We start from the raw sequence: 22,846 nt of genomic DNA, 5'->3' as shown, positions 1-22,846 counted from the left end.
GGGGCCGTTATTCTTGGGTTAAGCATTGCTTTGCCTAAGCGCAACGGTCTCAAAGGACCATTACCGCCCCGTCTGTATCACACAGCAGGGCAAAGAAAGGAGAGTGGCAAATGCACGCCATTCGGATCATCATCGCGACCTTCCTGGTCGCAGGACTCGTTTTCGGTTCGTTCGGGTGCGGAGCAGGCGTCAATGGCATGGGGTTCGACCCCACGCCGGCGACAGCCAAGGACGTCGTGAAGGCCCGCGCGGCCAACACGGCCACGGCAGCGTCACGCGACCTGCCGCCGACTCCCACAACGACAGCCGTTCCTGTGTCGTCCGGAATGATCGACACACACGGAGTCAACGTGATGTCAGACCACTCCGCGGTTGGGTGGGTGCGAGTAGTTTTCCCCGCTCAGCCGGAGGAAATGCCAGCAATCGAACAGCTCGCTAATGTCACGGTCCGTTTGAACGGCCAGGACTACACGAACATGTTTGTATCCTCAAACAACAACGGCTACGGGAGCGTCACTATCGATGGCCTTTCACCAGACACGGCCTACGTAGTACAGTGGGAAGTTTCTGGTATGACGGCAGTTGACCCGTTCCGGACACCTGCGCCACTTCAGGAGCGGATTGACCGCGCCACGAGGCTCGTCAACATGAGTGATACATGGGCGCGAATGGGCGCCCAGATTGCTACCACTTCGGTATTCAAGCGGCATGTTCTCACTGGGCCTCTCGACTACTTCGAGCGGGTTCTCGAGGCCGAGAAGATACTCGACGAGGTCCTCGACAGTGCCCCTGACGTCAATGGGGCTTTGGACACGGAGATCGCCAAGAAACTGGTCGCCGCTCTGCAGATGGGAGGCGGGCCACGATCTGGCATCTACCAGCTTTGCCAGTTCGCGGAGGGTTGGGATCGTGGACAGGATTTTGGGACCGAGCACGACGTCGTCATCGACGGCGAGCAGGATGTTCTGGCCGCCATGCTTGCCTTGCAAGCGCCAGCAAGGGTACCCGCAGCCATCGAGAAGTTGAAGGCTCCGGCGAGGAAGCTGAAGGCCCAACCGAGGCCACTCACGCCAGAGCAGGAGACCAAGCTCTTGAAGAAGTTTCCGTTCCTCGCGGGACTCAAGAAGAAGCTCGACGCCTCTAAAGTCGAGTCCGTGGCAAACAAGATGACGGCTGGCGAGGCCGTCATCGTCCTCATCGGAGCATCAATCCGACAAGGATATGATCAGCTGTATCGTCAGAACTACCCGGTGTTGTTCGGGTACGGTGGGTTCGAGGGTTGGTCCTACATGGATCGGCTCGATCTCACGAGGTGGTCTCTCGAAGACCTCCTCGACAAGGAAGAGGCCATCGTGGTCCTATCCATGTCTGACATGCTCAACGCCGTCGAGAAAGAAAGCCTCAAGTCAGCAATCAAGGACTGGAGGTTCTCGGTCGCTCGTTATCGCAAAGCTTTGAAGAGCTTTCTGCGAAACATGGGAGACGACAGAATGGATAAGGCAGACAACCTCATCGACAAGCTCCGCCAGCAGTACTTCCCGGGCTGGTTCAACTCGTCGGAGAAGGGTAAGAACTAAAACCCTTGCCCGCTAAGAAGAAGAATGCGCCGGTCGTGAGCGTTTGATCACAGCAGATTCACTAATACGTGTGTAACCAGGGCCGGCGTTGTCTTTTTGAGACGCCGGCCTTTTACGTTCCCACATTTTAAAAAAATGAAAAACACAATTCTAAATAAATAAGCGGTCGCTGATTTATTTAGAAAAAAATTTGGAAAGGGTTTGGCAGAAAGTTCGAAGCCGCTCGCGATCCTGGGATCTTGAGCGGCTTAGTGAGAGTTGTGTGGCGCTGGAGAGGAATCGGCTAGAAGGTGAGATTTGCCGACTCGGGCTGGCCTTCGTGGCTCGGCTCGGCGGGCCAGTTGGTCGAGACGAAGGTTTCGAGAACGACCCAGTCGTTCTCGAGCCAGTTGCCGTCCGGCGAAAAGCCGGTGACCCCTGCGCGCTGGAGCACATCCTTCACCTTCCAGCGGTCATCGGGCACGCCGTGCTCGATGACCTGGCGCAGGGCCTTGCGACCCTCGGCTCGGATCTCTCCATCACGCAGAAGTGGGCCGGGCTCATCGTGCCGGTCCATCCACCAGTGCTGGAGAAACACGAGCAATTCATCCGCCGCCAAATGAGGCGGCAACAGTTCAATCTCGACTCCGAGTGAAGTGGGCAAGACTCCTCCTTTTCCCTTTCAAGCACAAGTCCACACGACTCATGCAGTACAGATGTCTATGGTATACGCGAACCGGCTTTTTGTAAAGTCGCACAAGGCAGTCTTCTTGGGCTCGCAGAAGACTGCCTTGTGCGACAAAAAAACAGCCCGAAGTTAATCGGACTGTTTTTTTGGAATACGGCGTGATTTATGCCTTCTGCACGTTCACGGCATTCGGGCCCTTCGGGGACTCTTCCTGGTCGAATGAGACCGCATCGCCTTCGTTAAGTGTCATAAAATCGACACCGACGAGAGATTTGCTGTGGAAGAAAATGTCCTTAGCGAGTCCTTCAGCGGCAATGAAGCCGAATCCGCGATCTCGTACTAAGGTCTTGATTGTTCCTGTCATGTAAGACTTGTTTCTAGTTTCTAATGTAAGTAGCTTTTCGAACTTCGACGACGTTTCTTAGAGACTTCTTATGTCTGTATAGTGTATCATGCTTGATTTATTTTGTCAAGCTCTGTTAGAATAGCCTCATGTTTAGCGCTTCTGGGCAGAAATTATTTCGCAGTTTAAACACGCCAGCAAAGGTGCAAGACTTCTTAAATACTATCCCGATTAATTTCGAGCCAGACGGTATTGATACCGCCAAGTCGCCTTTAATGGTGATGCGCACGCATAGCGCTCATTGCCTCGAAGGCGCAATGCTCGGCGCGTATATACTCTCGCTTCACGGACACAAGCCGCTCTTAATGCATCTTGATACGAGTAATGACTGGAATCATATTATCGCGCCGTTTAAAGTTTCTGATCATTGGGGGGCTTTATCCAAGACTAATCACGCAGTTTTAAGATATCGCGAGCCAGTTTACCGAACACTGCGCGAGCTGGCACTATCATACTTTCATGAATATTTTACCGACGACGGGCGCAAGACATTGCGAAGTTATTCGCGCCCGCTTAATTTGAATAGCTTCGAAAAAGGCTGGGAGTGTGAAGAAGAAAACTTGTGGGGGATTGATGAAGCTATGGAAGAAATAAAACACTATGCGATAGCGCCCGAAATCGTGCTGAAAAATTTACGCAAAGCCGACGCGCTTGAGCGAGAAGCGGGTAAGCTCACAGAATGGAAAAGCTAATTTGTGCGCGATACAGGGGTCGAACCTGTTACCTCGACAATGTCAATGTCGCGCTCTAACCAGATGAGCTAATCGCGCTTTTGCGCCTGCACACTATAGCAAAAATATACTCGTTTGACAAAGCTCAAGGTCATGCTAGACTTGTAGGCATAGTAAGTGAACTCGTAGGTTTCCGTGCCCTTATGTGAGCTCCTTTTCACAAGAAAGAAGCTAAAACAAAGAGTAGGACCAAAGAGACAGGTCGCCTTACAGCAAAGCCGACGTTACAGTCGGCTCTCCGTACCCCGCAAGACGGGCGTCGGAGGAAAAAAAGAATCTCACATAATGGCAAAGAAATTGTACGTCGGTGGCATTCCTTACTCGATGAATGATGACAGCCTCAAAGCTGCCTTCGCTCAGGCGGGTGCGGTATCGTCAGCAACGATCATTATGGACAAGATGACCGGTCGCTCAAAAGGCTTCGGGTTCGTCGAGTTCGACAATGATGCAGATGCAGACAAAGCTATCGAGATGTGGAATGGCAAGGAGCTAGAAGGCCGTCGCTTGACGGTTAACGAAGCTCGCCCGATGCAGCCTCGAACAGGCGGTATGGGTGGCGCTCCGCGCTCATTCGGTCCTCGAAACTAAACCCTTCGCAGAACAAAAAACAACCCGCCGATGAGGCGGGTTGTTTTTTGTTATTTCTTGTTTCTTCGCAGGAAGGCGGGGACTGATGACCAGTCTTCTTGTTCTGGTTCTATTGCCTCCGGCTCCGGCTCGGGTTCTGGCTCTGGGGCCGGAGCAGTCTTTGTAATGCGTGACATGAAGGACTGCTTCTCTTCTTTCTGCTCGCGCGGTTTGGATTCTGTGTGCTGGCCGACTATCGGCAAGCCTTTGCTGTAATTCTGGCTTGGGAAGCCGGAGGCGATGACGGTAACGCGCAACTCGTTCTTCTTAAGTTTCTCATCTCTGATGGCGCCGAAGATGACCTTGGCATCTTTGTCGATAGACTCGGTAATGACCTTGGCTGCCTCTTGGATCTCGAACATCGTCATGTCGTCACCACCGGCGATAGCGAAGAGTACACCCTTGGCGCCTTCGATCGATAGGTCGAGGAGCGGAGAATTGATGGCCATGCGGGCAGCCTCTGTCGCGCGATTCTCGCCTACGGCCGCACCGATACCCATGAGGGCCGAGCCGGCGTTCTGCATGACGGCGCGGATGTCGGCGAAGTCGAGGTTGATGATGCCCTGGGTCGTGATAAGGTCGGAGATACCTTCAACAGCTTGTCGCAGTACGTCGTCACAGAGCGCGAAGGCGGCGGCGAGTGTTGTGTTCTTGTCTATGATTCCGGAGAGACGGTCGTTTTGCACTAAAATTAATGCGTCAACTTCTTTCGAAAGTTCATCGAGCCCTTCTTGGGCCAGTCTGCCACGCTGGGCGCCCTCGAACATGAACGGTTTGGTGACGACGCCGACGGTGAGCGAACCTTGCTCCTTGGCAACCTTGGCGATTACTGGTGCGGCGCCTGTGCCTGTGCCACCGCCCATACCGCCGGCGATGAAGACCATGTCCGCACCCTTGATGACTGCCTGGATTTCTTCTAAGGTTTCTTCTGCCGCTTTCCGGCCGATACTCGGGTCCATGCCGGCGCCGTTCCCGCGTGTGACGTTCTTGCCGATATGAATTTTCTTCGGTGCGAGCGAATGATGTAGGTCTTGCGCGTCGGTGTTCATGGCGATAAACTCAACGCCTCGCACCTTGCAGTTGATCATGTGGTTGATAGCGTTACCGCCCGAACCGCCGACACCGATGACTTTTATTCTGGCGAATGCTTCTATTTCCGGATTTATTTTAGGCATACGATGATTTTTGTTCGTAATGCCTCATTCTACGCGATTTTTTAGAGAAGTCAAACCGACAAATTTAAGGAAAAAACTGGGATGTTTGACCTCACAAGGTCTCACCTCCCTCTGGAGGAGAGACCTTAAACATTCCAGTTTTTTCTTATTCAGTCACCAAGGTCTCTCCTCCAGGAATCCGCCAAAGGCGGAGGGAAGAGGTGAGTCCTTGGTGACCGCGCTAAGGAAGAAACTGCTTAAGCCACTCTAAAATAAAATTCTTCGTTTGTTTAAGGGTCTTCAAACTCATCACTTCTTCCGCCTCGGTTTTGAGCCCGATTATACAGAGCCCATAGGCAACCGCCCAAGATGAATCGCGCACCGGGAAGGGGGACTTGGGTACCGATGGCGACGACGCGACCGAGCGCGCCGTCTCCGTACCTTTGGGAAAGAGGATGGTAGCGATCTTCGCCGGGATTTTAAGCGAGCTTTTGGCAAGCGCCTCTATCATCTCGAGGCTCGAGCCGCCACCCGTGATGACGATACCTGCCGGCAGAAGTCCGTTGCGCCCAATCTTTTTTAAATGTGCTTCGATGAGCTCGAAAATATCGGATAAACGCGCCATAATTATTTCATCCAATTTTTTCTTGGGATATTGATTATCTTGCCTATGAGTCTTAACCTTTTCGGCATCTTCTATCGGGATGCGGAAGCCGAGCGCGATGTCATTCGTGATATCAACCGAGCCGATGGGGAAGGCGTGAACATAGACCGGATTATTATTTTCGTACACTGCGATAGATACTGTCTCGGCGCCGATGTTGGCTAGGACGCAGCCGGCCATGCGTTGGAGCTTGGTAAGAGTTACGAGGCCGGCGGCTAAGGGGGAGGCGACGACGTCTTCTATGTCTATTCCCGCGGCGGAAACAGCGTTCATCATATTCTTGAAATGTTGCTCAAGACAAACGACGAACAGAGCTCGCACCTCGAGCGTCTTGCCCATCATGCCGTTCGGTTTACCCAAGACTTTTTTACCATCGAGCTTGTAGGAAAGAGGAACGACGTGAATGATCTTGAAATTCTCTGCACGCTTTAAATTTTCTTCTGCGGATTTCATCGCGCGGTCAACGTCCGACGCCTCCACCTCTTTGCCTTCGGGGATATTAACAGACGCCTCGCCGTTAAGAGAGGTCAGACTCATCCCACCGATACTCACGAACGCGCGGCCGATCTTGACGCTCGCAGCTTGTTCCGCGGCTTTTATCGCTTCTTTGATACTCTCTGTCGCCTCTTCGATATTTACAATATAGCCATGTCGCAAGCCGTGCGATTCTCGTGATACGGCGGCGATAACGCGCGGGTTCACATCATCCTGCGCGCCGATGGCGACCACCACGCGAACGGCGGAAGTACCCACGTCAATTCCGGTGACGACATTCTGTCTCATGTTCCGTATTTTAGCACTCAAAACAATAACAACAAAGAAAAACCTGTGCAAAACCGCCCTGTTACGGTCGGACGAAATCTGCTGGCAGATATTTCTTGCGCAATTCTATTTCGCGCCTTTCCATAAGCAATGAATGGTCGAAGCCGGCGAGGTGTACCAGACCGTGAATATATAAGTAAGTCAGATAATCTTTGTACGAAAGTTTGTGTTCCTCTGCCTCATCTTTTATCATCTCGGCGCAAAGCACTATCTCGCCGGATTCGAAGGTGTAAGGGAAGCTTAGGATATTCGTGGGCTTGTTCTTCTTCCTGTATTCTTTATTAATTCTATTGGATTCTCCGTGCGGAACGAAAACAACGCTCAAGGAATATTCTTTTCCCAAAGCGCTGTTTTTAATCTCATCGAAGGGGATATCAGGGATCTTTGGTGTCGCGAGATTTTTTATTTCGGTCATTCTACTTATGGCCTTGCATCGGCTTACGCTCCGCCATGAGCCCAAGTTTCTTGAGGCGGGTCACTTCTACATGGCGATTGATGCGCTTAAGAGCTTTCTTCTTCATTGTGTAGGATGACGGATCGCGTTCTTTGTAGCGATGTGAACGAGCGGTCGACAGAATCGTGGATTCCTGAACGCGCTTCGTAAAGCGACGAATAATCGAGGCATTAGTTTCGTTGCTGTTTTTCTTGACTTCTACTTGTATCATAGGAGAGCAGTATAGCCTAAAACTTGATTTTCTTCAAGTATTCGGCCAGTTTGTCAATTTTGACGATCTCTTGCGACCTGTTCGTCATGTTGCGGACGATGATAGTGTTGTCGAAGACCTCGCGTTGACCCAAGATAAGGGCGTATGGCACGCCGAGCTTCTCCGCCATGCCGAGCTGAACACCCAAGCTGTCCTTGGATAAAGAATGCGAAACTGGAATCCTGCACTTGCGCAAGATCTCGGTAACGAGCAAACTCTTCAATTTCGCGTCGAAGCCAAGCTGGATGAAGTACATCTTAGGCTTCTTCACGATGCGCGGAGCGAGGTCTGCATGCTTGTCCATCAGCACGCGGTCTGTCCCGATGCCGACACCGACGCCCGGCACGTCTTTTTTACTGCCGAGCGCCTTGGCCAAGTAGTCGTAGCGGCCACCAGAGGCGACGGAAAGTCCCTCGGTCTTTGAGCCGTCTTCGTTCGTCGCGTCCGGCAATTTAATCTCGAACACCGTCTTGGTGTAGTAATCCAATCCGCGCACGAGATGATTGTTGATGGTGTACTCGACACCCAAAGTCTCGAGATATTCGAGCACTTCTTTGAACTGATGTTTGCAGTTGGCGCAAAGGAAAGAGACAGAGGTGGGTGCACCGGCTTTGATCGGCTGGCATTTCTCCTCTTTACAATCGAGGAGACGGAGAGGATTGGTCTTCAAACGCTCTTTACAATCCGCACAGATTTCACCGACATGTTTCTTGTAATAATTCACCAATTCCTTGCGATAGGCTGGGCGGCATTCTTTGTCGCCGATGGAATTTATTTCGAGCGTTAGGTTCTCGAGGCCGGCCTCTTGCAAGATGAGCGTGGTCAAGCGAATGATGGTGGCGTCGGCTATACTCTTGTCGGTGCCGAGTATCTCCATATTGAATTGATAGAACTGACGGTAGCGGCCCTTCTGCGGTTTGTCATGACGGAAGCAGGCGCCGTAGCTGTAGAGCTGGACCGGTTGCGGCCAAGATTGCATGCCTTGCTCGATATAACTGCGCATGACGCCGGCAGTGAACTCCGGGCGCAGGGCGAGCAAGTCGCCACCCTTCGTCTTGAGCGAATATAATTGCTTGTCGATAACGTCGGTGCCTTCGCCCAGGCCGGAGAGATAGATGCGAATGTCCTCCATGATCGGCGTCTCGATCGGCTTGAAGCCGTAGTAGAGCGCGACCTCGGCCGCTTTCTCGAAGAATCCTTGGAAGCCGAAGAGCTCCTCGCCGATCAAGTCGCGCATACCCTTCGCGGTTTGCGCCGGATCCTTCAGCGCGCCACCAATTTTCTTTAATTCTTTTTTCATAATTTAATTTTTGTAAGTTACTTTACCTGGTAATACGGAAATTCCGGAAAGGGGGAAGAGGCGCAGAGCCGCAACCCCCACAATATGCTCTCGTGTGATGGCTCCCCAGCTTCGTGAGTCTGATGACGCGGAGCGATTGTCGCCCATTACCCAATATTCATCTTTGCCTAGGATGCTAATTTCTGAATCAACACGCGGAAATTTCACATACGATTGGTCGAGCGTGATAGTCTTGCCACCAGCCTCTGTGATACTGACGTCGCCATTCTTGATTGTTACAGTCTCGCCAGGTAAGCCAATAACGCGCTTGATGAAGAACTTGGAAGGGTCGAGCGGATATTTAAAGATAATGACGTCCCCCCGCGCCGGCTCATGAAAGCGATAAGAAAGTTCGTCTATAATCAGATATTGGCCGTCTTCGAAAGTTGGCACCATCGATGTCCCGCTCACAATGAACGGCTGGGCCACATAGGCGCGGATGGGGAGGACAATAACAAGCGCCAAGACGAAGAACTTTATCACTTCGATGATAAAGTCTTTTATGGTCATTGTGTCAGATTCCGTATTCACGTTTTCTTTAGGCTTTTCTTCAGGCATTTTTGACAAAATTGAGGATTATCTGTGCATTATAGCACACTTCTGATACCGTGAGAAATGAACGAAAAAGGGGATAAAAAATATTTTTTGACGGTAAGGTGAGTCCTTAAGGAATTTTGCGAAGAAAAAGGGAAGAGGTCTCTCCTTGCCGCCAATCTTTTACCGCCGAGGTTGAACCTCGTCGGTAGGGACGGATAAAAACAGAAAAGCGCTCCGGACGAACCAGAGCGCTTAAAAAAGTCTTACCAGGGAAAGTCGGCTTGTACGTGGATTTCCACGCACCCGACGCTGTCGTCGTTGTCGCACTTCGTGACCAACGACTTCGCCCCCTCGACGAACACTCCCTCGGCCGTGAGGTACAGGACCCTTGCGCCTGGGAATTCCGCTCGAATGGCCGGGAGACCCTTATCTTCCCCAAAGAGCCACTCGTGGGTTGTTACTCCGAAAAGTCTCCCGTAGGAAACTTCTCGGGTGTTACCCAAACAGTAGACCGCCTTATTCAGCGGCGTTGTTTGGTAACCTACCCAACGTTGCCAACCGGAGACATCGTCGCTGAACGGATCAGCGTCGAACCATTCCCCCAGCTGGACTTCCCCATCGCTCATGACCCTGAAACTCACCTCATGGGCCATGCCGCTGATCCCGATCCACGACTCAGAGTCGAGGAGTGACCCAGCCATGCCGCCGAAGGAGACGAAAATCGTCCCCTCTTCTACCTCAACCCGCCGGGACTCGAGTTCCGGGATGGTTTCTAACACAGGTCTCCTTTCTGCCAAAGATGGCAGCTTATTTGCGCGCAAGCGTTTGTCGCGCGCCCGAAGACCCCGTGCGGTTTGAGGTTGGTAAGAATGTCAAAAAGCTACCTATAACAGTAGCACACTATTGACAGTTTTGTCAAGTATTGGGTATGAACACGAAAAAGGCCTTATTGTAGGCCTTGATTTGGTACAATGCAAAAGCATGTCTCGCGTCGCCTTTATCGACGTTCAAAACACAGAAACCACAGCGAACAAGTTGCTTGGCTTTGTTATCGACTGGAGAAAGATGCATGCCTATCTTGCCGACAAATGGCAGTGCGAAAAGATTTTCTTTTACTCCGGTATACAACAAGGAAATGATTCACTCATCCAGGAATATGAAGAGCTAGCAAAGCTTGGTTATGCCATGCGCGCAAAACCATTTTTTATATATAAAAACAAAGACTCTGTCATCAATATAAAATGCCCTAATTGTTCAACTGGCATTAATCATACCATAGAAGGGGGTGTAAAATGGAAATCAAATTGCGATGTTGAACTGACTGTTGATGCAGAAAAGTACGCAAGTCCACACACAGAATTTCTTATTTTTACAGGTGACGGAGACTTTGAATACTTAATGCGAGACTTAGTGGAAAAAGGGGTTAAAATCTACATTGCTTCTAGTGCTAGGAAGAGCAGAATTGGTCCAAGGTATTTTACCTCAAGATTTTCGTCAAAGTTACGAGAGTTGATTAAAGAAAAACGAGGAAAAGTCAATTTTATTGACCTTAATGACTGGAAGTATAGAATCAAAAAAGATCTGTAAAAAAGGAAAACGCCGTACAGGCCGGCGCTTTCTAATGAACAGTTGTATTATAGCAGAAATAAAAATAAAAAGTCAACTCTAAATTTATGGCAAAAAACTTTGTAATCGTGGGTTTGGGGAATCCGGGGGAAGAGTACGAACAGACGCGGCATAATGTCGGGCGGATTGTGCTTGAGCAATTTAGGAAAGTTTATGAGCTGGCTGAATGGGAGAGTGATAAAAAGACACAGTCGAAAGTTACAAAGGGGAAAGTTGAAAGGATCGGTGTACTGCTCATGCAACCAGAGACGTTCATGAATAATTCCGGAAAGAGCGTCGGGGCAGTAAGTCCGACTTTGCTCGGACGCAAGATCACGAAAGGTAAAAAGTTTTACGAGAATTTAATTATCGTGCACGATGACATTGACCTGCCGATTGGTACTTTACGAGTTTCGTACAATCGTGGTCCCGGCGGGCATAACGGGCTCAAGTCTGTAGTGAAGGTTCTAGGATCTGAAGCATTCACTCGCGTGCGTGTTGGCGTGTCGAAGGTAACGCCGTCCGGCAAACTCAAAAAGCCGATAGGCGAGGATGCGGTCATTGATCTTATATTAGGCAAATTTTCTAAAGCTGAATCCGAAGAGTTCAAGAAAATCGCCAAGAGAGCGGCAGAAGCACTTACGGCAATAATCACCGAAGGCCGTGATAGAGCAATGGGGGAATATAATAGGAGTTAGGAGATAGGAGTTGGAAGTTGGGAGGCTGTGAATAATTTGAATTATTCTGCTTTTGCTTCTGTCGTCTCGGCCGGTTTCTCCTCCACTTTCTTCGCCTTCGATGGATCGTTAAGCGAGAGTGCCATGCGTTGATCCTTGGCGTCGAACATAGTGATGAAGAAGTTGTACGACTTGCCGAGCTCGAGCTTGGCCTTCATCTTCTCGAGCGATTCGAATTCCGAGACATGCACCAAGCCGGCGATACCCTCTTCGATAGAGACCAATGCGCCGTGTTTGTTGTAACGAATAAGTACACCCTTAACTTCAGTGCCCTTCTTATATTTTGCCTCCGATTTTTTCCACGGATTTTCTTTGAGGGATTTAATAGAGAGCGAGAGTTTGCCGTCCTTGATTTCGATTATCTTAACCTCGATCTTGTCGCCGACTTTGTAAAGCGCGCGAGGATTCTCGACAAGTGCCCAGTCTATTTCAGAGATGTGTACCAAGCCTTCGAGTCCATCTTCAACTTTCATAAAGATGCCGAAGTCAACGGCGCCGGTCACCTCGCCGGTCACAACGTCGCCCACGTGATACTTGCTGATCATCTCGATTTTTTCTTTCTGCGATGCGCCCTTCTCGGAGAAGATGAGCTTGCCTTCCTTGGGGTCGGCGGCGATTATCGCAACCGTCAGTTTCTTGCCTATCAAGTTCTTGAGCTCGCCCATGATCTTGTCCTTGTCGCCGTCGGCTACGCGCGGGTAGTGCTCGCTCTTGAGTTGAGATGCCGGCAAGAAGCCCATGATACCTTGCCAGTCCATAATGAGCCCGCCTTTGTTCGCGTCCTTCACTGCAATCTCGAGCGGAGTTTTGTTGGTGATAGCCGCTTCTGCTTCCTTCCAGATGGCCGCTTGGCGCGCTTCTTTAAGCGAGAGCTCTATATAACCGCTCACCTCGTCTTCGAGACCAACAACCTTCGCCGTAATTTTGTCGCCGGGATTAATCTTCTTGATTACATCGCGCGCGTTCAAATATTCGCGACCGTAGATAATGCCCGTGCCCAGTACGCCCAAGTCTATATATAGAGTAAGTTTGCCGTGACCCAAAACTTCGCCTTCGATAAGCTCGCCGACATTCGGGAGCCCGCGTGTTTTATTCAAAACCTCTGTCATCTGCGAAGATGGGAGCAATCCCTGCTCCTCTTCTGCCTGGATAATGTCTGCAACTGCGTTCATAGCCATAAATACAAAAGACCCGTTAATTACTCTTTCGAGCTAGCCATCTATGTGGCAGTGCCGGGGGTCTACCGGCTTTTTAATTACTAATGGCAAGATATTACAGTATTTTCATTCATTTGTCCACCCGCCTCTACGGCGGGTCGCCGGCGAGGCGACAGTGTTATCCACAAGATGTCTAAGCTCGGCATGTTACGATTACTCCATGCATAAAAAACAACTTTATTTTTTGCTCGTGCTTATTGTCGCGGGAGTTATTATTTTCTTCACGCAGAAATATTATCAGCCTAAGGCCTACGCCGAGATGCGCGTTACAGAGATAGAGCTTGCAGGCGAGACTATTAATGCACGAATGGCCGAGACACCAGCGGATCAGGAACGCGGGCTGATGGGGGTAGCGTCTCTTGATGATGATGAAGGAATGATTTTCACATTCCCCAAGCCTATAAATACGAAGTTCTGGAACAAAGGAATGCTTATGCCTTTTGATCTTGTCTGGGTGGCGAACGGCCGAGTGCTTGGCATCGAGCGCAACATTCCTTTGCCTGCCGACGTTCCGAAAATTTATGAATCCCCGGCTCACGTTAACGGCGTTATAGAGCTCTCCGCCGGCTGGGCGGACAGGCACGGCGTACGTGTCGGCGATCTAATTTCCGGCTTGTAGAAGAGCCTATTTTTTGCTATAATATAGCCCTATGGTTATTACCTATTACGGACTCGCCTCGTACAAGATCCAATTCGGCGACACTATTATTGCCTTCAATCCGGTCTCTAAAGAGTCAGCCTATAAAGGCAGTAAATTCGGTGCCGACCTCGTTATGGTCTCGATGCATCATCCGGACTACAATGGCATTTCGGAATGCACCTTCGGCAGTAAAGTGCCTTTTGTCGTCGACGGTCCGGGTGAATATGAGACTAAAGATATCTATATAAAAGGCGTTGGGATAGAGCAGGTGGTAAATAATGAGAAAAAGTTCAACACAATATATTCTGTATTGTTCGAAGGGGCCAGACTTTGTCATTTGGGCGCACTTAACGTAAAAGATATTTCTGCAGACGTTATCGAGCAACTTGGCGAGATTGACCTCTTGTTTGTACCGATAACGGGCGGAGAAGTTTTGACGCCAGCGATGGCGGCCGATGTGGCAACAACGCTCGAACCCAAGCTTGTCATCCCGATGCACGCCGGTGTGAAGGGAATTGACAAGGCGCTACTCCAGCAATTTTTAAAAGCCTACGGTGATGAGGGTGCCAAGCCTATCGATAAGCTCACTTTACGCAAGAAAGACTTGGAGGGCAAAGAGGGAGACGTTGTTATTATAGATCCCGTAAGTTCATAAAGTTGAAAGTTTAAAAGTTGAAAGGAAATGAGTATTTTAGATACAATAGAAAAGGTGCAGGCCAAGCCGGAACATACCCGCCGGCAGATTATGTATGTGGTGCTCGGATTATGCATGGCAGTAGTCTTCGCGATCTGGGCTGTCAACTTCAGTTATACCCTTAACAACGGCTCCAATAGCCAACCCGCCACTTCGATGAGCCCGATAGACTATATAAAGAATGTAATCAATAACTTACAGAATGGCGGACAAAAATAAAAACAAAGAGAATAACCAGCCGGTCACTCCGCATGTGAACGTCATTAAGATGAACATCGTGCCGGAGATGCGCGTGTCGTACCTCGACTACGCGATGTCTGTTATTGTCTCACGCGCACTTCCTGACGTTAGAGACGGTTTGAAGCCTGTGCACCGCAGAATTTTATTTGTGATGCATGAGCTCGGGCTCACCACCTCCGCCAAATTCCGCAAGTCGGCAGCTGTCGTCGGCGATGTGCTGGCGAAGTATCACCCTCACGGCGACGTGGCGGTATATGACGCGATGGTCAAGCTGAAGCAGGAATTCTACATGCGCTACCCGCTCGTGGCCGGCCAAGGTAACTTCGGCTCTATCGAAGGTGACTCGGCAGCGGCGCACCGTTATACCGAGGCCAAGATGTCGAAGATTACCGAGGAACTCTTGCGAGACATCGAGAAGGAGACTGTGGAATGGATACCGAACTACGATGCGACGCGCAAAGAGCCCACAGTCTTCCCGACCACTCTGCCAAACCTGCTCTTGAACGGTACGCTTGGTATTGCCGTGGGCATGGCAACCAAGATCCCGCCACACAATCTTAAAGAAGTTCTCGAGGCACTGATTCATCTTATTGAGAACAAAGACGCGACGACGGAAGATTTGCTTAAGTTCGTGAAGGGCCCCGACTTCCCGACGGGCGGAGTCATTTTCAATCAGGCAGACATTAATCACGCTTATGCGACCGGCCGCGGCGGTGTCATTGTGCGCGGTGAGGCCGAGATAGTCGAGAATAAAGCCGGTACCTTCCAGATTGTCATCACCTCGATACCGTATCAGGTCAATCGTTCGGAGCTTATTGTGAAGATCGCCGACCTCGTGCATGAGAAAAAATTGGAAGGTATCAAGGACATCCGCAATGAATCGACGAACGACACGCGCATCGTGATAGACCTCAAAAACGCGACTTATCCGCAGAAGGTTCTTAACTTTTTATACAAGCACACCGACCTCGAGCAGGCCTTCAACTACAACATGCTCGCCTTGGTGAATGGCGTGCCGAAGATACTCTCGCTCCGCACTATCCTCGAAGAGTTCCTCAAGCACCGTCAAGAGGTGGTCAAGCGTCGCACGGCTTTCGACCTGCGCAAGGCGGAGGAGCGCGAACACATTTTGCTTGGTTTGAAAAAGGCACTTGATTTCATTGATGAAGTAATAAAAATAATCAGAAAGTCCAAAGACGGTCCCGAGGCGCACGCGGCACTTATCGCCAGATTCAAATTCTCTGCACTCCAGGCGACGGCGATTCTCGAAATGAAATTGCAAAGACTTGCCGGCCTCGAACGTAAGAAAATAGAAGACGAGCTTGGAGCACTCCAGCTACTCATTGCCGAGCTCAAAGAAATTCTCGCGAGCACCAAGAAAATGCTCGGCGTCATCAAGAAAGAATTTGAAGAATTGATAATCAAATACGGCGACGAGCGCAGAACGCGCGTGGTCAAGGGCGGAGTCAAGGAGATTCGCGATGAGGACTTGGTGCCCGAGGCAGACAACGTACTGGTCCTTACTTCCGGCGGATACGTTAAGCGCACCGACCCGGCCGAGTACCGCGTCCAACGCAGAGGTGGCGTCGGCGTCATTGATCTGGATACGAAAGAAGAAGACTTCATCACCAACTTCGTTACCGCGAATACTCATAGTGACATTTTGTTCTTCTCCGACAAAGGCAAGGCCTATCAGCTCAAGATGTTCGAGTTACCGGAAGGCAAGCGTGCTACGCGCGGCAAATCAATTATGAACTTCGTCTCGCTAGGCGAGAGCGAGCGAGTTACATCTGTGCTCGCCATGCCCAAGGCGGCCAAGGAGCAAGCCTCGCTTTCACTCGCACTTATTACGAAGCAGGGGACAATCAAGAAAGTGGCGGCCGAGAACTTCAAAGACGTGCGCCGGAGCGGGCTTATCGCAATTAAGCTTGATGATGGTGACCAGCTCATGGGCGCACTATTCGTCGAGAAAGGTGACGATATAATTCTCTCAACTTCGCTCGGCCAATCGATACGATTTAAAGAATCAGATGTGCGCGAGATGGGCAGGAATGCAACAGGTGTGCGCGCAATGAAATTCAAGAAAAATGATTTTATCGTCGGCGCGGATGTAGTCAAGAAATCCAATAAAGAAGTGAAGTTCCTCATCATGAGCGAGAACGGCTATGGCAAGATGACGGCGGCCAAGGAATATAAAACTCAACACAGAGGCGGTTCCGGTATTAAGACATCGAAAGTTACGCCGAAGACGGGGAAGGTAATGGTGGCCCGCATAATAACGCCGGACGTAGAGAATGAAATTATCGCCATCTCCAAGAACGGCCAAGTGATAAGAACAGAAATCAAGCAAATCCCGACATTAGGTCGCCAAACCCAAGGCGTGAGAATAATGAAGCTCCGCGAAGGGGACTCGATCGCTTCTCTTACCTGTTTGTAAAAGTGGCAAGAAGCACAAAACCCCGGTGTCCATTCTTATGAATGTAACCTCCGGGGCTCGTGAAAATCTATAGAATCACTCTCCTTTAGTTAGACGATGACATCAAGGCATCTGGTCGAGGACACGTGGTGGGATGTCCTCGGGTCGCCAGAGCTCGACGTTGCGGAAGTTGAGGGTGATTTTACACCCGCCTTCTTCCGCGTTCTCCGGCTCGTAGGTGTACGCCGCGTCTACTCTGGCGACCACTCGAGCCGTTATGAATTCCGGCGTGGTCTCTCTTGACTTGCCACAAGACTTGTGGAAGTCAATTACACCAGTCGTGACACAATTCCCTTCGCTGACATATTCGAATGCGCGATGGGTGGTGGTGTCACGAGTCATTCTCGTCGACCAGTAGCGGGCGATGTACTCGCTGTCTCTTGATTTCTCCCAGCCACGGAAGGACTTACCATCCTTTCCCCAGACGAATCTGGGTGTGGTCGGTATGAAAGTCCTAGTGGCCTTCCAGACTTCGTGCCCGGCCCAGATCTGGACGGGGACGGCCGGAGCCTGGGTGGTTATACTGGCGGGCGAAGCCGGAGTCCTTCCGCACTGCGTCACCCCCAAGATCAAGATTAGGATCAGGAAAGGAGTTATCAATAGGTTTCCAATTGTTCTGTTCATAACACTACTCCTCCTTTCCCGTGTTTGAACCTGTTGGCAAGTAGATGATCTTAGGGTTACTACTCTGTCTAGACCTTGCGAACTCCATCAGTACAGACATGAGGTTGTTGCCAAGCGATGCCCAGACAGGGTCAAGTATCTGGGGCATACCCTTCGTGCCCTTGTCGATCGACATCTGGACAAACCGTGCCTGACTGAAGCACCAGTCATCTGACTGACCTGGGAACTTCTCCTTTATTTTGGCTGCCATCAGGATGATAGTCTCCATGTTCTTGACCTGGCCTTGCTGTTGAGGCTCCTCTGCCGCCTTATCAGATTCGGCTTCGGTTTGTTTAATGTCGGAGACTACCCTTGTGACATCAATCTTGTGGACGATAACCCCCCAAGGCGCCACCTTGTGGTTCGCGCGATCGTTGTAGATCGCATCGATGTCCTCATTGGTAGCACCGTTGCAGATTTTCCTGATGACTTCGCGTGAAATCATCTCGGTTGAGTCCATGAGCTCTTTCCATGTTTCCGGTTTTTCACCTTGCCTTCGAGCCAGCTCGCGTACATTCGTTTTAATCGCCCTCTCGAACGATTCTTCAACACCGGTGTGCATCTTGCTCAAAATGAAATTGGCGGCATTACTTGGGTCAGGGCTATAGCGGTAGCTGCTCGCTACAACACTGATAATGTTATCAGGAGTTTTAACGTCCTCGATAGCAATTGTTTTCTCGACCCTCTCAACCTTGAATCGGACGAGCGTGGTCAGAAGGCCTTGTAGGAAACAGAAATGAAAACCTGCTCGTGCTTCCGTACCCACATACTTTCCAAGTCGCTGTTTGATTGCAACCTCTGGCTCATTGACAACCTCCCAGCCATTAACTAGAAGGTTTACAATGATGAGGGTGATGATTGCCACGATAAAGATACCCATGTTTCTCCCATCGCCACAGTGCGGCGTCAATTCTGATGAGACGGAATGTCTCGAAGTTCACAAACTAGGATCCGCGAACTATGCATTATTCGCGAATCCCAAATGGTGAACTTCGAGTTCTTCTACTTATATTGAGTGATTCTATATACGATTCTCAAAGAACGAAACGTCTAATAATAGCACATAGAGTATATAATGTCAAGCAAGTTATCCCATTGTATTACAACGCTTCTACGATAGAATATAAGCATGTTGGGCTCGTTTGCAGATCCGGAACAAAATATTGGGCACTTGGAACTCCATCCCGGGATGAGCGTGGCAGACTTCGGCGCCGGAGCTGGCGCCTATAGCTTTGCCTCGGCACGCCGTGTGGGCGGTACGGGGCATGTGTATGCCGTAGAGGTACAGAAGGATTTGCTTGAGAAGCTCAAGCGAGAGGCCAAGGAGAAGCACATTGGCACGATAGAAGTAGTGTGGGGCGACTTGGATGTCGGCGGCGGATCCAAACTGAAAGATAGCAGTATGGATGCAGTAGTGATATCTAATGTTTTGTTCCAGTCCGAGAATCGCGGTGCCATGATACGCGAGGCTCATCGTGTGCTCAAGCCGGCCGGCAAGGTCTTATATATAGAATGGTCAGATTCGTTTAAAAATCTGGGGCCCACGCAGGCTCAAGTGATATCGGAGCCGAGCGCGCGCAAGATGTTTGAAGAAGCGGGCTTCAGAGTCATGCCCCCATTCCATGCCGGTGCGCATCATTACGGATTTATCGCTAAGAAAACAGAATAATGACCCGATTTCAAATAATTTCACTTTTCATATTCGGATTCCTGGGTATTGCGGGGGTGCTTGCATTCTCCGGCCTCTTTGATAATCGTGCGGCGACAGGCATTGGCAGTATCGAGATCTGGGGCACATTACCCGAGACGCAGATTTCCAATACTTTTGCCCAGTTACAGGTTAACAAGACAATAAACTTTACAGTTAAATATAAAGGATTCAGCGAGTCGGAATTCGACCAGTCTCTTATAGAAGCTTTGGCTTCCGGCAAAGGGCCGGATGCGATAATGCTCTCGCAGGATCTTATCGCTCACTATCAGGATAAAATTTACGCCATACCGACATCGAGTTACCCAGCGCGTTATATTTATGACACGTTCATTGATGAGGCGCCCGTATTTATATCGGGCCAGGGGATAGTGGGTATACCGCTCGTGGTAGACCCGATGGTCGCGTATTGGAACAAAGATATGTTCTCAAGCGCCGGCATCGCGGTATTCCCCAAGACTTGGGATGATTTGATTAAGTATGTGCCTTCGCTCACGGTTAAGGATGCGCGCGGAGGCGTATCGCAGTCTGCGGTGGCCTTGGGCGGTTATGCCAATATTACGAATGCTAAAGATATTATTTCTACATTACTTTTGCAATCGGGAGAAACTATCGCAACCTGGACGAACGATGGGAGTATCCAGGCCAGGCTCGGTGACAACGCACCCGGCGCCCTTTCGTTCTATACGCAGTTCTCCGATCCGTCCAAGACGGTTTATACGTGGAACAGCGCACTTGATTCATCCAGGCAGATGTTCGAGGCTGGCAAGCTTGCTGTCTACTTCGGCCACGCGAGCGAGTATGATGATATACGACAGAAGAATCCTCACCTTAATTTCGACGTAGCCGTGATGCCTCAACGTGCACTTGCTACCGCACCGGCGGTTTACGGCAAGCTCTATGCCTTCGCAGTACTCCAAGCGAGCCCCAAGAAGACGAACGCCTTCACGGCCGGCTCGATATTGTCTGGCTCTGCCGTGCTCCAGAGTATTGCAGTGGGCGCACGCCTTGCGCCAGCACGGCGCGATTTGCTCTCGGCGGGGACTATTGATCCGGTCTTAACCATCTTTAATCGTGCGGCGCTCATTTCTAAGGGTTGGCTGGACCCTAGCCCGTCCGCCTCGGATAAAGTCTTTAGAGACGCTTTAGAAAGTATGCTCTCTGGCCAGTCTAAAGATAACGAAGCAGCAACGTATATATCAGGCCAATTACAAAGACTAATGCCCAAAAATGCTACATCACAGTAAAAAGTTTATAGTCATATCTTTCCTGTTGCTTATGTTCGGTGCAAGCGCAACTGTCTTCGCAGAAGGATTAGGAGGCGTACAGCCTGAGCCGGGTGCCGCCACAAATCTTGTGCCATGCGGTAAAGGCGGTGATCCAAACGAATGCGACTTCCAGCAGTTGTATACTCTCATCAGCAACATTTGGAATTTTTTGATATTAAAGATTCTCGCTCCTGTTGCGGTTATTGCCATAATGTTCGCGGGATTTAAGTACGTAACCGCGCAGGGGAATCCGTCTAAGATTACAGAAGCGCATAATATTTTTTATTACGTCGTTATCGGGATGATAATCGCTCTTGGCGCATGGCTTATCGTCAATGCTATTCTTAAAGGACTCGGCGCGAAGATTAACTTTTTGGGCCAGTAGGTGTACAATATAACACGAACAGAATTAAGGAATTGAAGAATTATAGAATTTAAAATAATGAGAACACTAAAAAAATTAATCGCGATTTCTCTTGCCTTCATGCCGATCGCGTTGGTAACTGCGGCTTCAGCACCACTTAGCAATCCTATCAGTGCGCCAGACATTCAGACACTGCTTAAAGATATTCTCCAAGTCGTTATTGATATCGGCGTGCCGGTCTTGGTGATGGCTATCATCTGGGTCGGCTTCATGTTCGTAAAGGCGCAGGGCAAGCCGGAGGAGATTAAGACGGCGAATAACGCCTTCCTCTGGACGGTCATCGGCGCCGGTGTCGTGCTCGGTGCCAAGGTTATAAGCGAGGCACTAAAGGCCACTGTCGATAAATTAAAATAAAAATAATGACCGACGTAAAATCTATCTTAAACAACATTCGCGGTATTTTCAGTATAATCGTCCCGCTCTGCGTTGGCCTCGCACTCATCTACTTTATCTATGGACTTGCAGAATATATTCTGGTCTCCGGCGAGGCATCTAAAAAAGAAGAAGGCAGAATGCGCATGGTCTGGGGTACGATAGCCATGTTCGTGATAATTTCTGTCTGGGGGCTGGTGAATCTTCTGCAAGCAACGGTCTGGGGAAATACACAAAGTTCCTCGTTAAATGCTCCTCCCGCACCTCAATTTAATAAGTAATAGAAATTAAAAATAATCGTGAATAGAACAAAGAATTTATTGCGGTTAGCTGTTCCTGTATTATTATTAATCCCGACGACGATATATGCGCAAGCAGACGCAGCTGTGGGCGGGCGGGTAGGGAACGGAGGAGGAAGCGCATTTAGTTTTTTGCAAACGGTTAAAAGTGTAATGAATCTGTTGGTCCCAATTATGGTCGGTCTGGCTTTGATTTATTTTATCTACGGCCTGGCAGAATACATATTAATCTCCGGTGAGTCGGGCAAGAAAGAAGAAGGCAGGACGCGTATGATCTGGGGCACGATAGCGATGTTCGTGCTAGTGTCGGTGTGGGGATTGGTGGCGTTTTTACAAAAGACTGTCGGCATTGATGCTAATGTGCAGGTGGTCTCGCCGGGGCTTCCAACGATTTAATCAAAATTAATTATAATGAGTTATTTAACATGAAGCATATAAAAACAAAAATCGGGATAGTGGGGGTGATTACTACATTACCAATGGTGGCATTCGCCGCTGACTTGCTCGGTTTCCTCGGTACTGTTAAGTCTGCCATGAACGCACTCGTGCCTATCTTCGTTGGCCTCGCGCTCATCTACTTTATCTACGGCTTAGCGGAATACATCTTAATATCCGGTGAATCAGGCAAGAAAGAAGAAGGTCGAACCAGAATGATCTGGGGTACTATCGCGATGTTCGTGCTAGTGTCGGTGTGGGGATTAGTGGCGTTTATACAAACGACGACAGGCGTAGGAGACAAAAGTACTATAAACGCGCCACTACTCCCAGCCAATCGATAAGCTTTCCACTGTACAGGTTGCGATAGGCACGGTACAATATACACATTATAAAGTTTATCAAGAAAATTTATTAAGTCGAAAATTATTTAGAATTAATTAATATTAGTATATGTCACGAAACATAAAAGCAGCGGTTCTCGGGATGATGGCGTTCGCGCCGTTCATTGCTGGAGCACAGGTGAGTGGTAACCCGTCGAATATTTTGGGCTTTATGGTTACCTTGCAGAAGGTATTCAACGCCATTGTGCCTATTATGGTTGCTCTGGCGCTTATCTATTTCATCTACGGCTTGGCAGAGTACATTTTGGAGTCAGGTGACACGGGTAAGAAAGAAGAGGGTCGCGCGCGCATGATTTATGGCACTATCGCCATGTTCGTTATTGCCTCGGTCTGGGGGCTTGTTTACTTCTTGCAGGATACTTTGGGAATACAGCGTGTTCAGGTTCTTCCGGCTCCCGGAGTTGTACAATCTGTTCAGTAAACTGGCTAGCGCTTAATA

Annotated in this window: 29 protein-coding genes and 1 tRNA gene; 17 read left to right on the top strand and 13 right to left on the bottom strand. The window is 49.8% G+C overall.

Features of this window, described 5'->3' with window-relative positions; genetic code table 11:
* Nucleotides 1–110 precede the first annotated feature (110 nt).
* Nucleotides 111–1,577, top strand: coding sequence for a hypothetical protein (locus WC764_00940; protein ID MFA6006280.1), 1,467 nt, complete (start codon nucleotides 111–113; stop codon nucleotides 1,575–1,577).
* A gap of 283 nt (nucleotides 1,578–1,860) precedes the next feature.
* Here the strand turns inward: WC764_00940 and WC764_00935 are convergent, their stop codons facing one another.
* Together WC764_00935 and WC764_00930 are read right to left on the bottom strand one after the other, a co-directional pair.
* Nucleotides 1,861–2,175 carry a hypothetical protein gene (locus WC764_00935; protein ID MFA6006279.1) on the bottom strand — a complete coding sequence of 105 codons (315 nt, stop codon included), beginning with the start codon at nucleotides 2,173–2,175 and terminating at the stop codon, nucleotides 1,861–1,863.
* Nucleotides 2,176–2,407: 232 nt separating this feature from the next.
* On the bottom strand, nucleotides 2,408–2,608 hold the full coding sequence (locus WC764_00930) for a cold shock domain-containing protein (protein MFA6006278.1): 201 nt from the start codon (nucleotides 2,606–2,608) through the stop codon (nucleotides 2,408–2,410).
* Between the two features lie 128 nt (nucleotides 2,609–2,736).
* Here WC764_00930 and WC764_00925 point away from each other — a divergent pair, with 128 nt between their 5' ends.
* Complete coding sequence (locus tag WC764_00925; GenBank protein MFA6006277.1) at nucleotides 2,737–3,339, top strand: hypothetical protein; 603 nt, start codon at nucleotides 2,737–2,739, stop codon at nucleotides 3,337–3,339.
* Nucleotides 3,340–3,343: 4 nt separating this feature from the next.
* Here the strand turns inward: WC764_00925 and WC764_00920 are convergent.
* Nucleotides 3,344–3,417: transfer RNA gene (locus WC764_00920), tRNA-Val, on the bottom strand.
* 246 nt (nucleotides 3,418–3,663) lie between these two features.
* On the opposite strand from WC764_00920, the gene WC764_00915 reads away from it, so the two are divergent.
* A complete protein-coding gene (locus WC764_00915) occupies nucleotides 3,664–3,966 on the top strand; it encodes an RNA-binding protein (GenBank protein MFA6006276.1) in 303 nt (100 codons plus the stop codon).
* A 50-nt stretch (nucleotides 3,967–4,016) separates the two neighbouring features.
* On the opposite strand, the gene ftsZ is transcribed toward WC764_00915, so the two are convergent.
* The 7 genes from ftsZ to WC764_00880 form a co-directional block, all read right to left on the bottom strand.
* Complete coding sequence (gene ftsZ, locus WC764_00910) at nucleotides 4,017–5,180, bottom strand: cell division protein FtsZ (GenBank protein MFA6006275.1); 1,164 nt, start codon at nucleotides 5,178–5,180, stop codon at nucleotides 4,017–4,019.
* 220 nt (nucleotides 5,181–5,400) lie between these two features.
* Entirely contained in the window at nucleotides 5,401–6,606 is a 1,206-nt protein-coding gene (gene ftsA / locus WC764_00905) for a cell division protein FtsA (GenBank protein ID MFA6006274.1), read from the bottom strand.
* Between the two features lie 61 nt (nucleotides 6,607–6,667).
* The gene (gene ybeY / locus WC764_00900; GenBank protein MFA6006273.1) at nucleotides 6,668–7,060 is read right to left on the bottom strand and encodes an rRNA maturation RNase YbeY; all 393 of its coding nucleotides are present in this window, start codon (nucleotides 7,058–7,060) and stop codon (nucleotides 6,668–6,670) included.
* A gap of 1 nt (nucleotide 7,061) precedes the next feature.
* Nucleotides 7,062–7,310 carry a hypothetical protein gene (locus WC764_00895; protein MFA6006272.1) on the bottom strand — a complete coding sequence of 83 codons (249 nt, stop codon included), beginning with the start codon at nucleotides 7,308–7,310 and terminating at the stop codon, nucleotides 7,062–7,064.
* 16 nt (nucleotides 7,311–7,326) lie between these two features.
* A complete protein-coding gene (gene hisS, locus WC764_00890; protein ID MFA6006271.1) occupies nucleotides 7,327–8,649 on the bottom strand; it encodes a histidine--tRNA ligase in 1,323 nt (440 codons plus the stop codon).
* A 3-nt stretch (nucleotides 8,650–8,652) separates the two neighbouring features.
* On the bottom strand, nucleotides 8,653–9,246 hold the full coding sequence (lepB, locus tag WC764_00885; GenBank protein MFA6006270.1) for a signal peptidase I: 594 nt from the start codon (nucleotides 9,244–9,246) through the stop codon (nucleotides 8,653–8,655).
* A 242-nt stretch (nucleotides 9,247–9,488) separates the two neighbouring features.
* Nucleotides 9,489–10,004 carry a hypothetical protein gene (locus WC764_00880; protein ID MFA6006269.1) on the bottom strand — a complete coding sequence of 172 codons (516 nt, stop codon included), beginning with the start codon at nucleotides 10,002–10,004 and terminating at the stop codon, nucleotides 9,489–9,491.
* A 202-nt stretch (nucleotides 10,005–10,206) separates the two neighbouring features.
* Here WC764_00880 and WC764_00875 point away from each other — a divergent pair, with 202 nt between their 5' ends.
* Both WC764_00875 and pth read left to right on the top strand, forming a co-directional pair.
* Nucleotides 10,207–10,812 (top strand): NYN domain-containing protein, encoded by a 606-nt coding sequence (locus WC764_00875; protein ID MFA6006268.1) that lies wholly within the window; start codon nucleotides 10,207–10,209, stop codon nucleotides 10,810–10,812.
* 86 nt (nucleotides 10,813–10,898) lie between these two features.
* A complete protein-coding gene (gene pth / locus WC764_00870) occupies nucleotides 10,899–11,528 on the top strand; it encodes an aminoacyl-tRNA hydrolase (protein MFA6006267.1) in 630 nt (209 codons plus the stop codon).
* 41 nt (nucleotides 11,529–11,569) lie between these two features.
* Here the strand turns inward: pth and WC764_00865 are convergent, their stop codons facing one another.
* Nucleotides 11,570–12,745: a S1 RNA-binding domain-containing protein gene (locus tag WC764_00865; GenBank protein ID MFA6006266.1), complete on the bottom strand. Its 1,176-nt coding sequence runs from the start codon at nucleotides 12,743–12,745 to the stop codon at nucleotides 11,570–11,572.
* A 199-nt stretch (nucleotides 12,746–12,944) separates the two neighbouring features.
* Between WC764_00865 and WC764_00860 the strand changes: the two genes are divergently transcribed.
* Genes WC764_00860 through gyrA form a run of 4 tightly spaced genes read left to right on the top strand, consistent with a single transcriptional unit; the run spans nucleotide 12,945 to nucleotide 16,795 of the window.
* Nucleotides 12,945–13,403 carry a DUF192 domain-containing protein gene (locus WC764_00860; protein ID MFA6006265.1) on the top strand — a complete coding sequence of 153 codons (459 nt, stop codon included), beginning with the start codon at nucleotides 12,945–12,947 and terminating at the stop codon, nucleotides 13,401–13,403.
* A 31-nt stretch (nucleotides 13,404–13,434) separates the two neighbouring features.
* Nucleotides 13,435–14,079: an MBL fold metallo-hydrolase gene (locus WC764_00855; GenBank protein ID MFA6006264.1), complete on the top strand. Its 645-nt coding sequence runs from the start codon at nucleotides 13,435–13,437 to the stop codon at nucleotides 14,077–14,079.
* Nucleotides 14,080–14,106: 27 nt separating this feature from the next.
* Complete coding sequence (locus tag WC764_00850; GenBank protein ID MFA6006263.1) at nucleotides 14,107–14,337, top strand: hypothetical protein; 231 nt, start codon at nucleotides 14,107–14,109, stop codon at nucleotides 14,335–14,337.
* Entirely contained in the window at nucleotides 14,321–16,795 is a 2,475-nt protein-coding gene (gyrA, locus tag WC764_00845) for a DNA gyrase subunit A (protein MFA6006262.1), read from the top strand. The genes WC764_00850 and gyrA overlap by 17 nt, the downstream gene beginning before the upstream one ends.
* Nucleotides 16,796–16,897: 102 nt before the next feature.
* Here the strand turns inward: gyrA and WC764_00840 are convergent, their stop codons facing one another.
* Nucleotides 16,898–17,434, bottom strand: coding sequence for a hypothetical protein (locus WC764_00840; GenBank protein ID MFA6006261.1), 537 nt, complete (start codon nucleotides 17,432–17,434; stop codon nucleotides 16,898–16,900).
* A 28-nt stretch (nucleotides 17,435–17,462) separates the two neighbouring features.
* Complete coding sequence (locus tag WC764_00835; GenBank protein ID MFA6006260.1) at nucleotides 17,463–18,377, bottom strand: SPFH domain-containing protein; 915 nt, start codon at nucleotides 18,375–18,377, stop codon at nucleotides 17,463–17,465.
* A 249-nt stretch (nucleotides 18,378–18,626) separates the two neighbouring features.
* On the opposite strand from WC764_00835, the gene WC764_00830 reads away from it, so the two are divergent.
* From WC764_00830 to WC764_00795, 8 genes are all read left to right on the top strand, one after another.
* Complete coding sequence (locus WC764_00830; GenBank protein MFA6006259.1) at nucleotides 18,627–19,166, top strand: methyltransferase domain-containing protein; 540 nt, start codon at nucleotides 18,627–18,629, stop codon at nucleotides 19,164–19,166.
* Nucleotides 19,166–20,452: an extracellular solute-binding protein gene (locus tag WC764_00825; protein ID MFA6006258.1), complete on the top strand. Its 1,287-nt coding sequence runs from the start codon at nucleotides 19,166–19,168 to the stop codon at nucleotides 20,450–20,452. The genes WC764_00830 and WC764_00825 overlap by 1 nt, the downstream gene beginning before the upstream one ends.
* Nucleotides 20,436–20,858 (top strand): pilin, encoded by a 423-nt coding sequence (locus WC764_00820; GenBank protein MFA6006257.1) that lies wholly within the window; start codon nucleotides 20,436–20,438, stop codon nucleotides 20,856–20,858. Before WC764_00825 ends, WC764_00820 begins: the two co-directional genes overlap by 17 nt.
* A gap of 57 nt (nucleotides 20,859–20,915) precedes the next feature.
* Complete coding sequence (locus tag WC764_00815) at nucleotides 20,916–21,251, top strand: TrbC/VirB2 family protein (GenBank protein ID MFA6006256.1); 336 nt, start codon at nucleotides 20,916–20,918, stop codon at nucleotides 21,249–21,251.
* A 5-nt stretch (nucleotides 21,252–21,256) separates the two neighbouring features.
* The gene (locus tag WC764_00810; protein ID MFA6006255.1) at nucleotides 21,257–21,550 is read left to right on the top strand and encodes a hypothetical protein; all 294 of its coding nucleotides are present in this window, start codon (nucleotides 21,257–21,259) and stop codon (nucleotides 21,548–21,550) included.
* 18 nt (nucleotides 21,551–21,568) lie between these two features.
* Nucleotides 21,569–21,964 (top strand): hypothetical protein, encoded by a 396-nt coding sequence (locus tag WC764_00805; protein ID MFA6006254.1) that lies wholly within the window; start codon nucleotides 21,569–21,571, stop codon nucleotides 21,962–21,964.
* A gap of 29 nt (nucleotides 21,965–21,993) precedes the next feature.
* Complete coding sequence (locus WC764_00800) at nucleotides 21,994–22,347, top strand: hypothetical protein (protein MFA6006253.1); 354 nt, start codon at nucleotides 21,994–21,996, stop codon at nucleotides 22,345–22,347.
* 109 nt (nucleotides 22,348–22,456) lie between these two features.
* Complete coding sequence (locus WC764_00795) at nucleotides 22,457–22,828, top strand: hypothetical protein (GenBank protein MFA6006252.1); 372 nt, start codon at nucleotides 22,457–22,459, stop codon at nucleotides 22,826–22,828.
* The last annotated feature ends 18 nt before the right edge of the window (nucleotides 22,829–22,846 follow it).

It is taken from the genome of Candidatus Paceibacterota bacterium, from assembly GCA_041660505.1.
Taxonomy (GTDB): domain Bacteria; phylum Patescibacteriota; class Minisyncoccia; order Phycocordibacterales; family JACRKE01; genus JBAZWG01.
The sequence above is the reverse complement of the archived record's forward strand: the minus strand, read 5'-3'. Positions and strand labels throughout refer to the sequence as shown.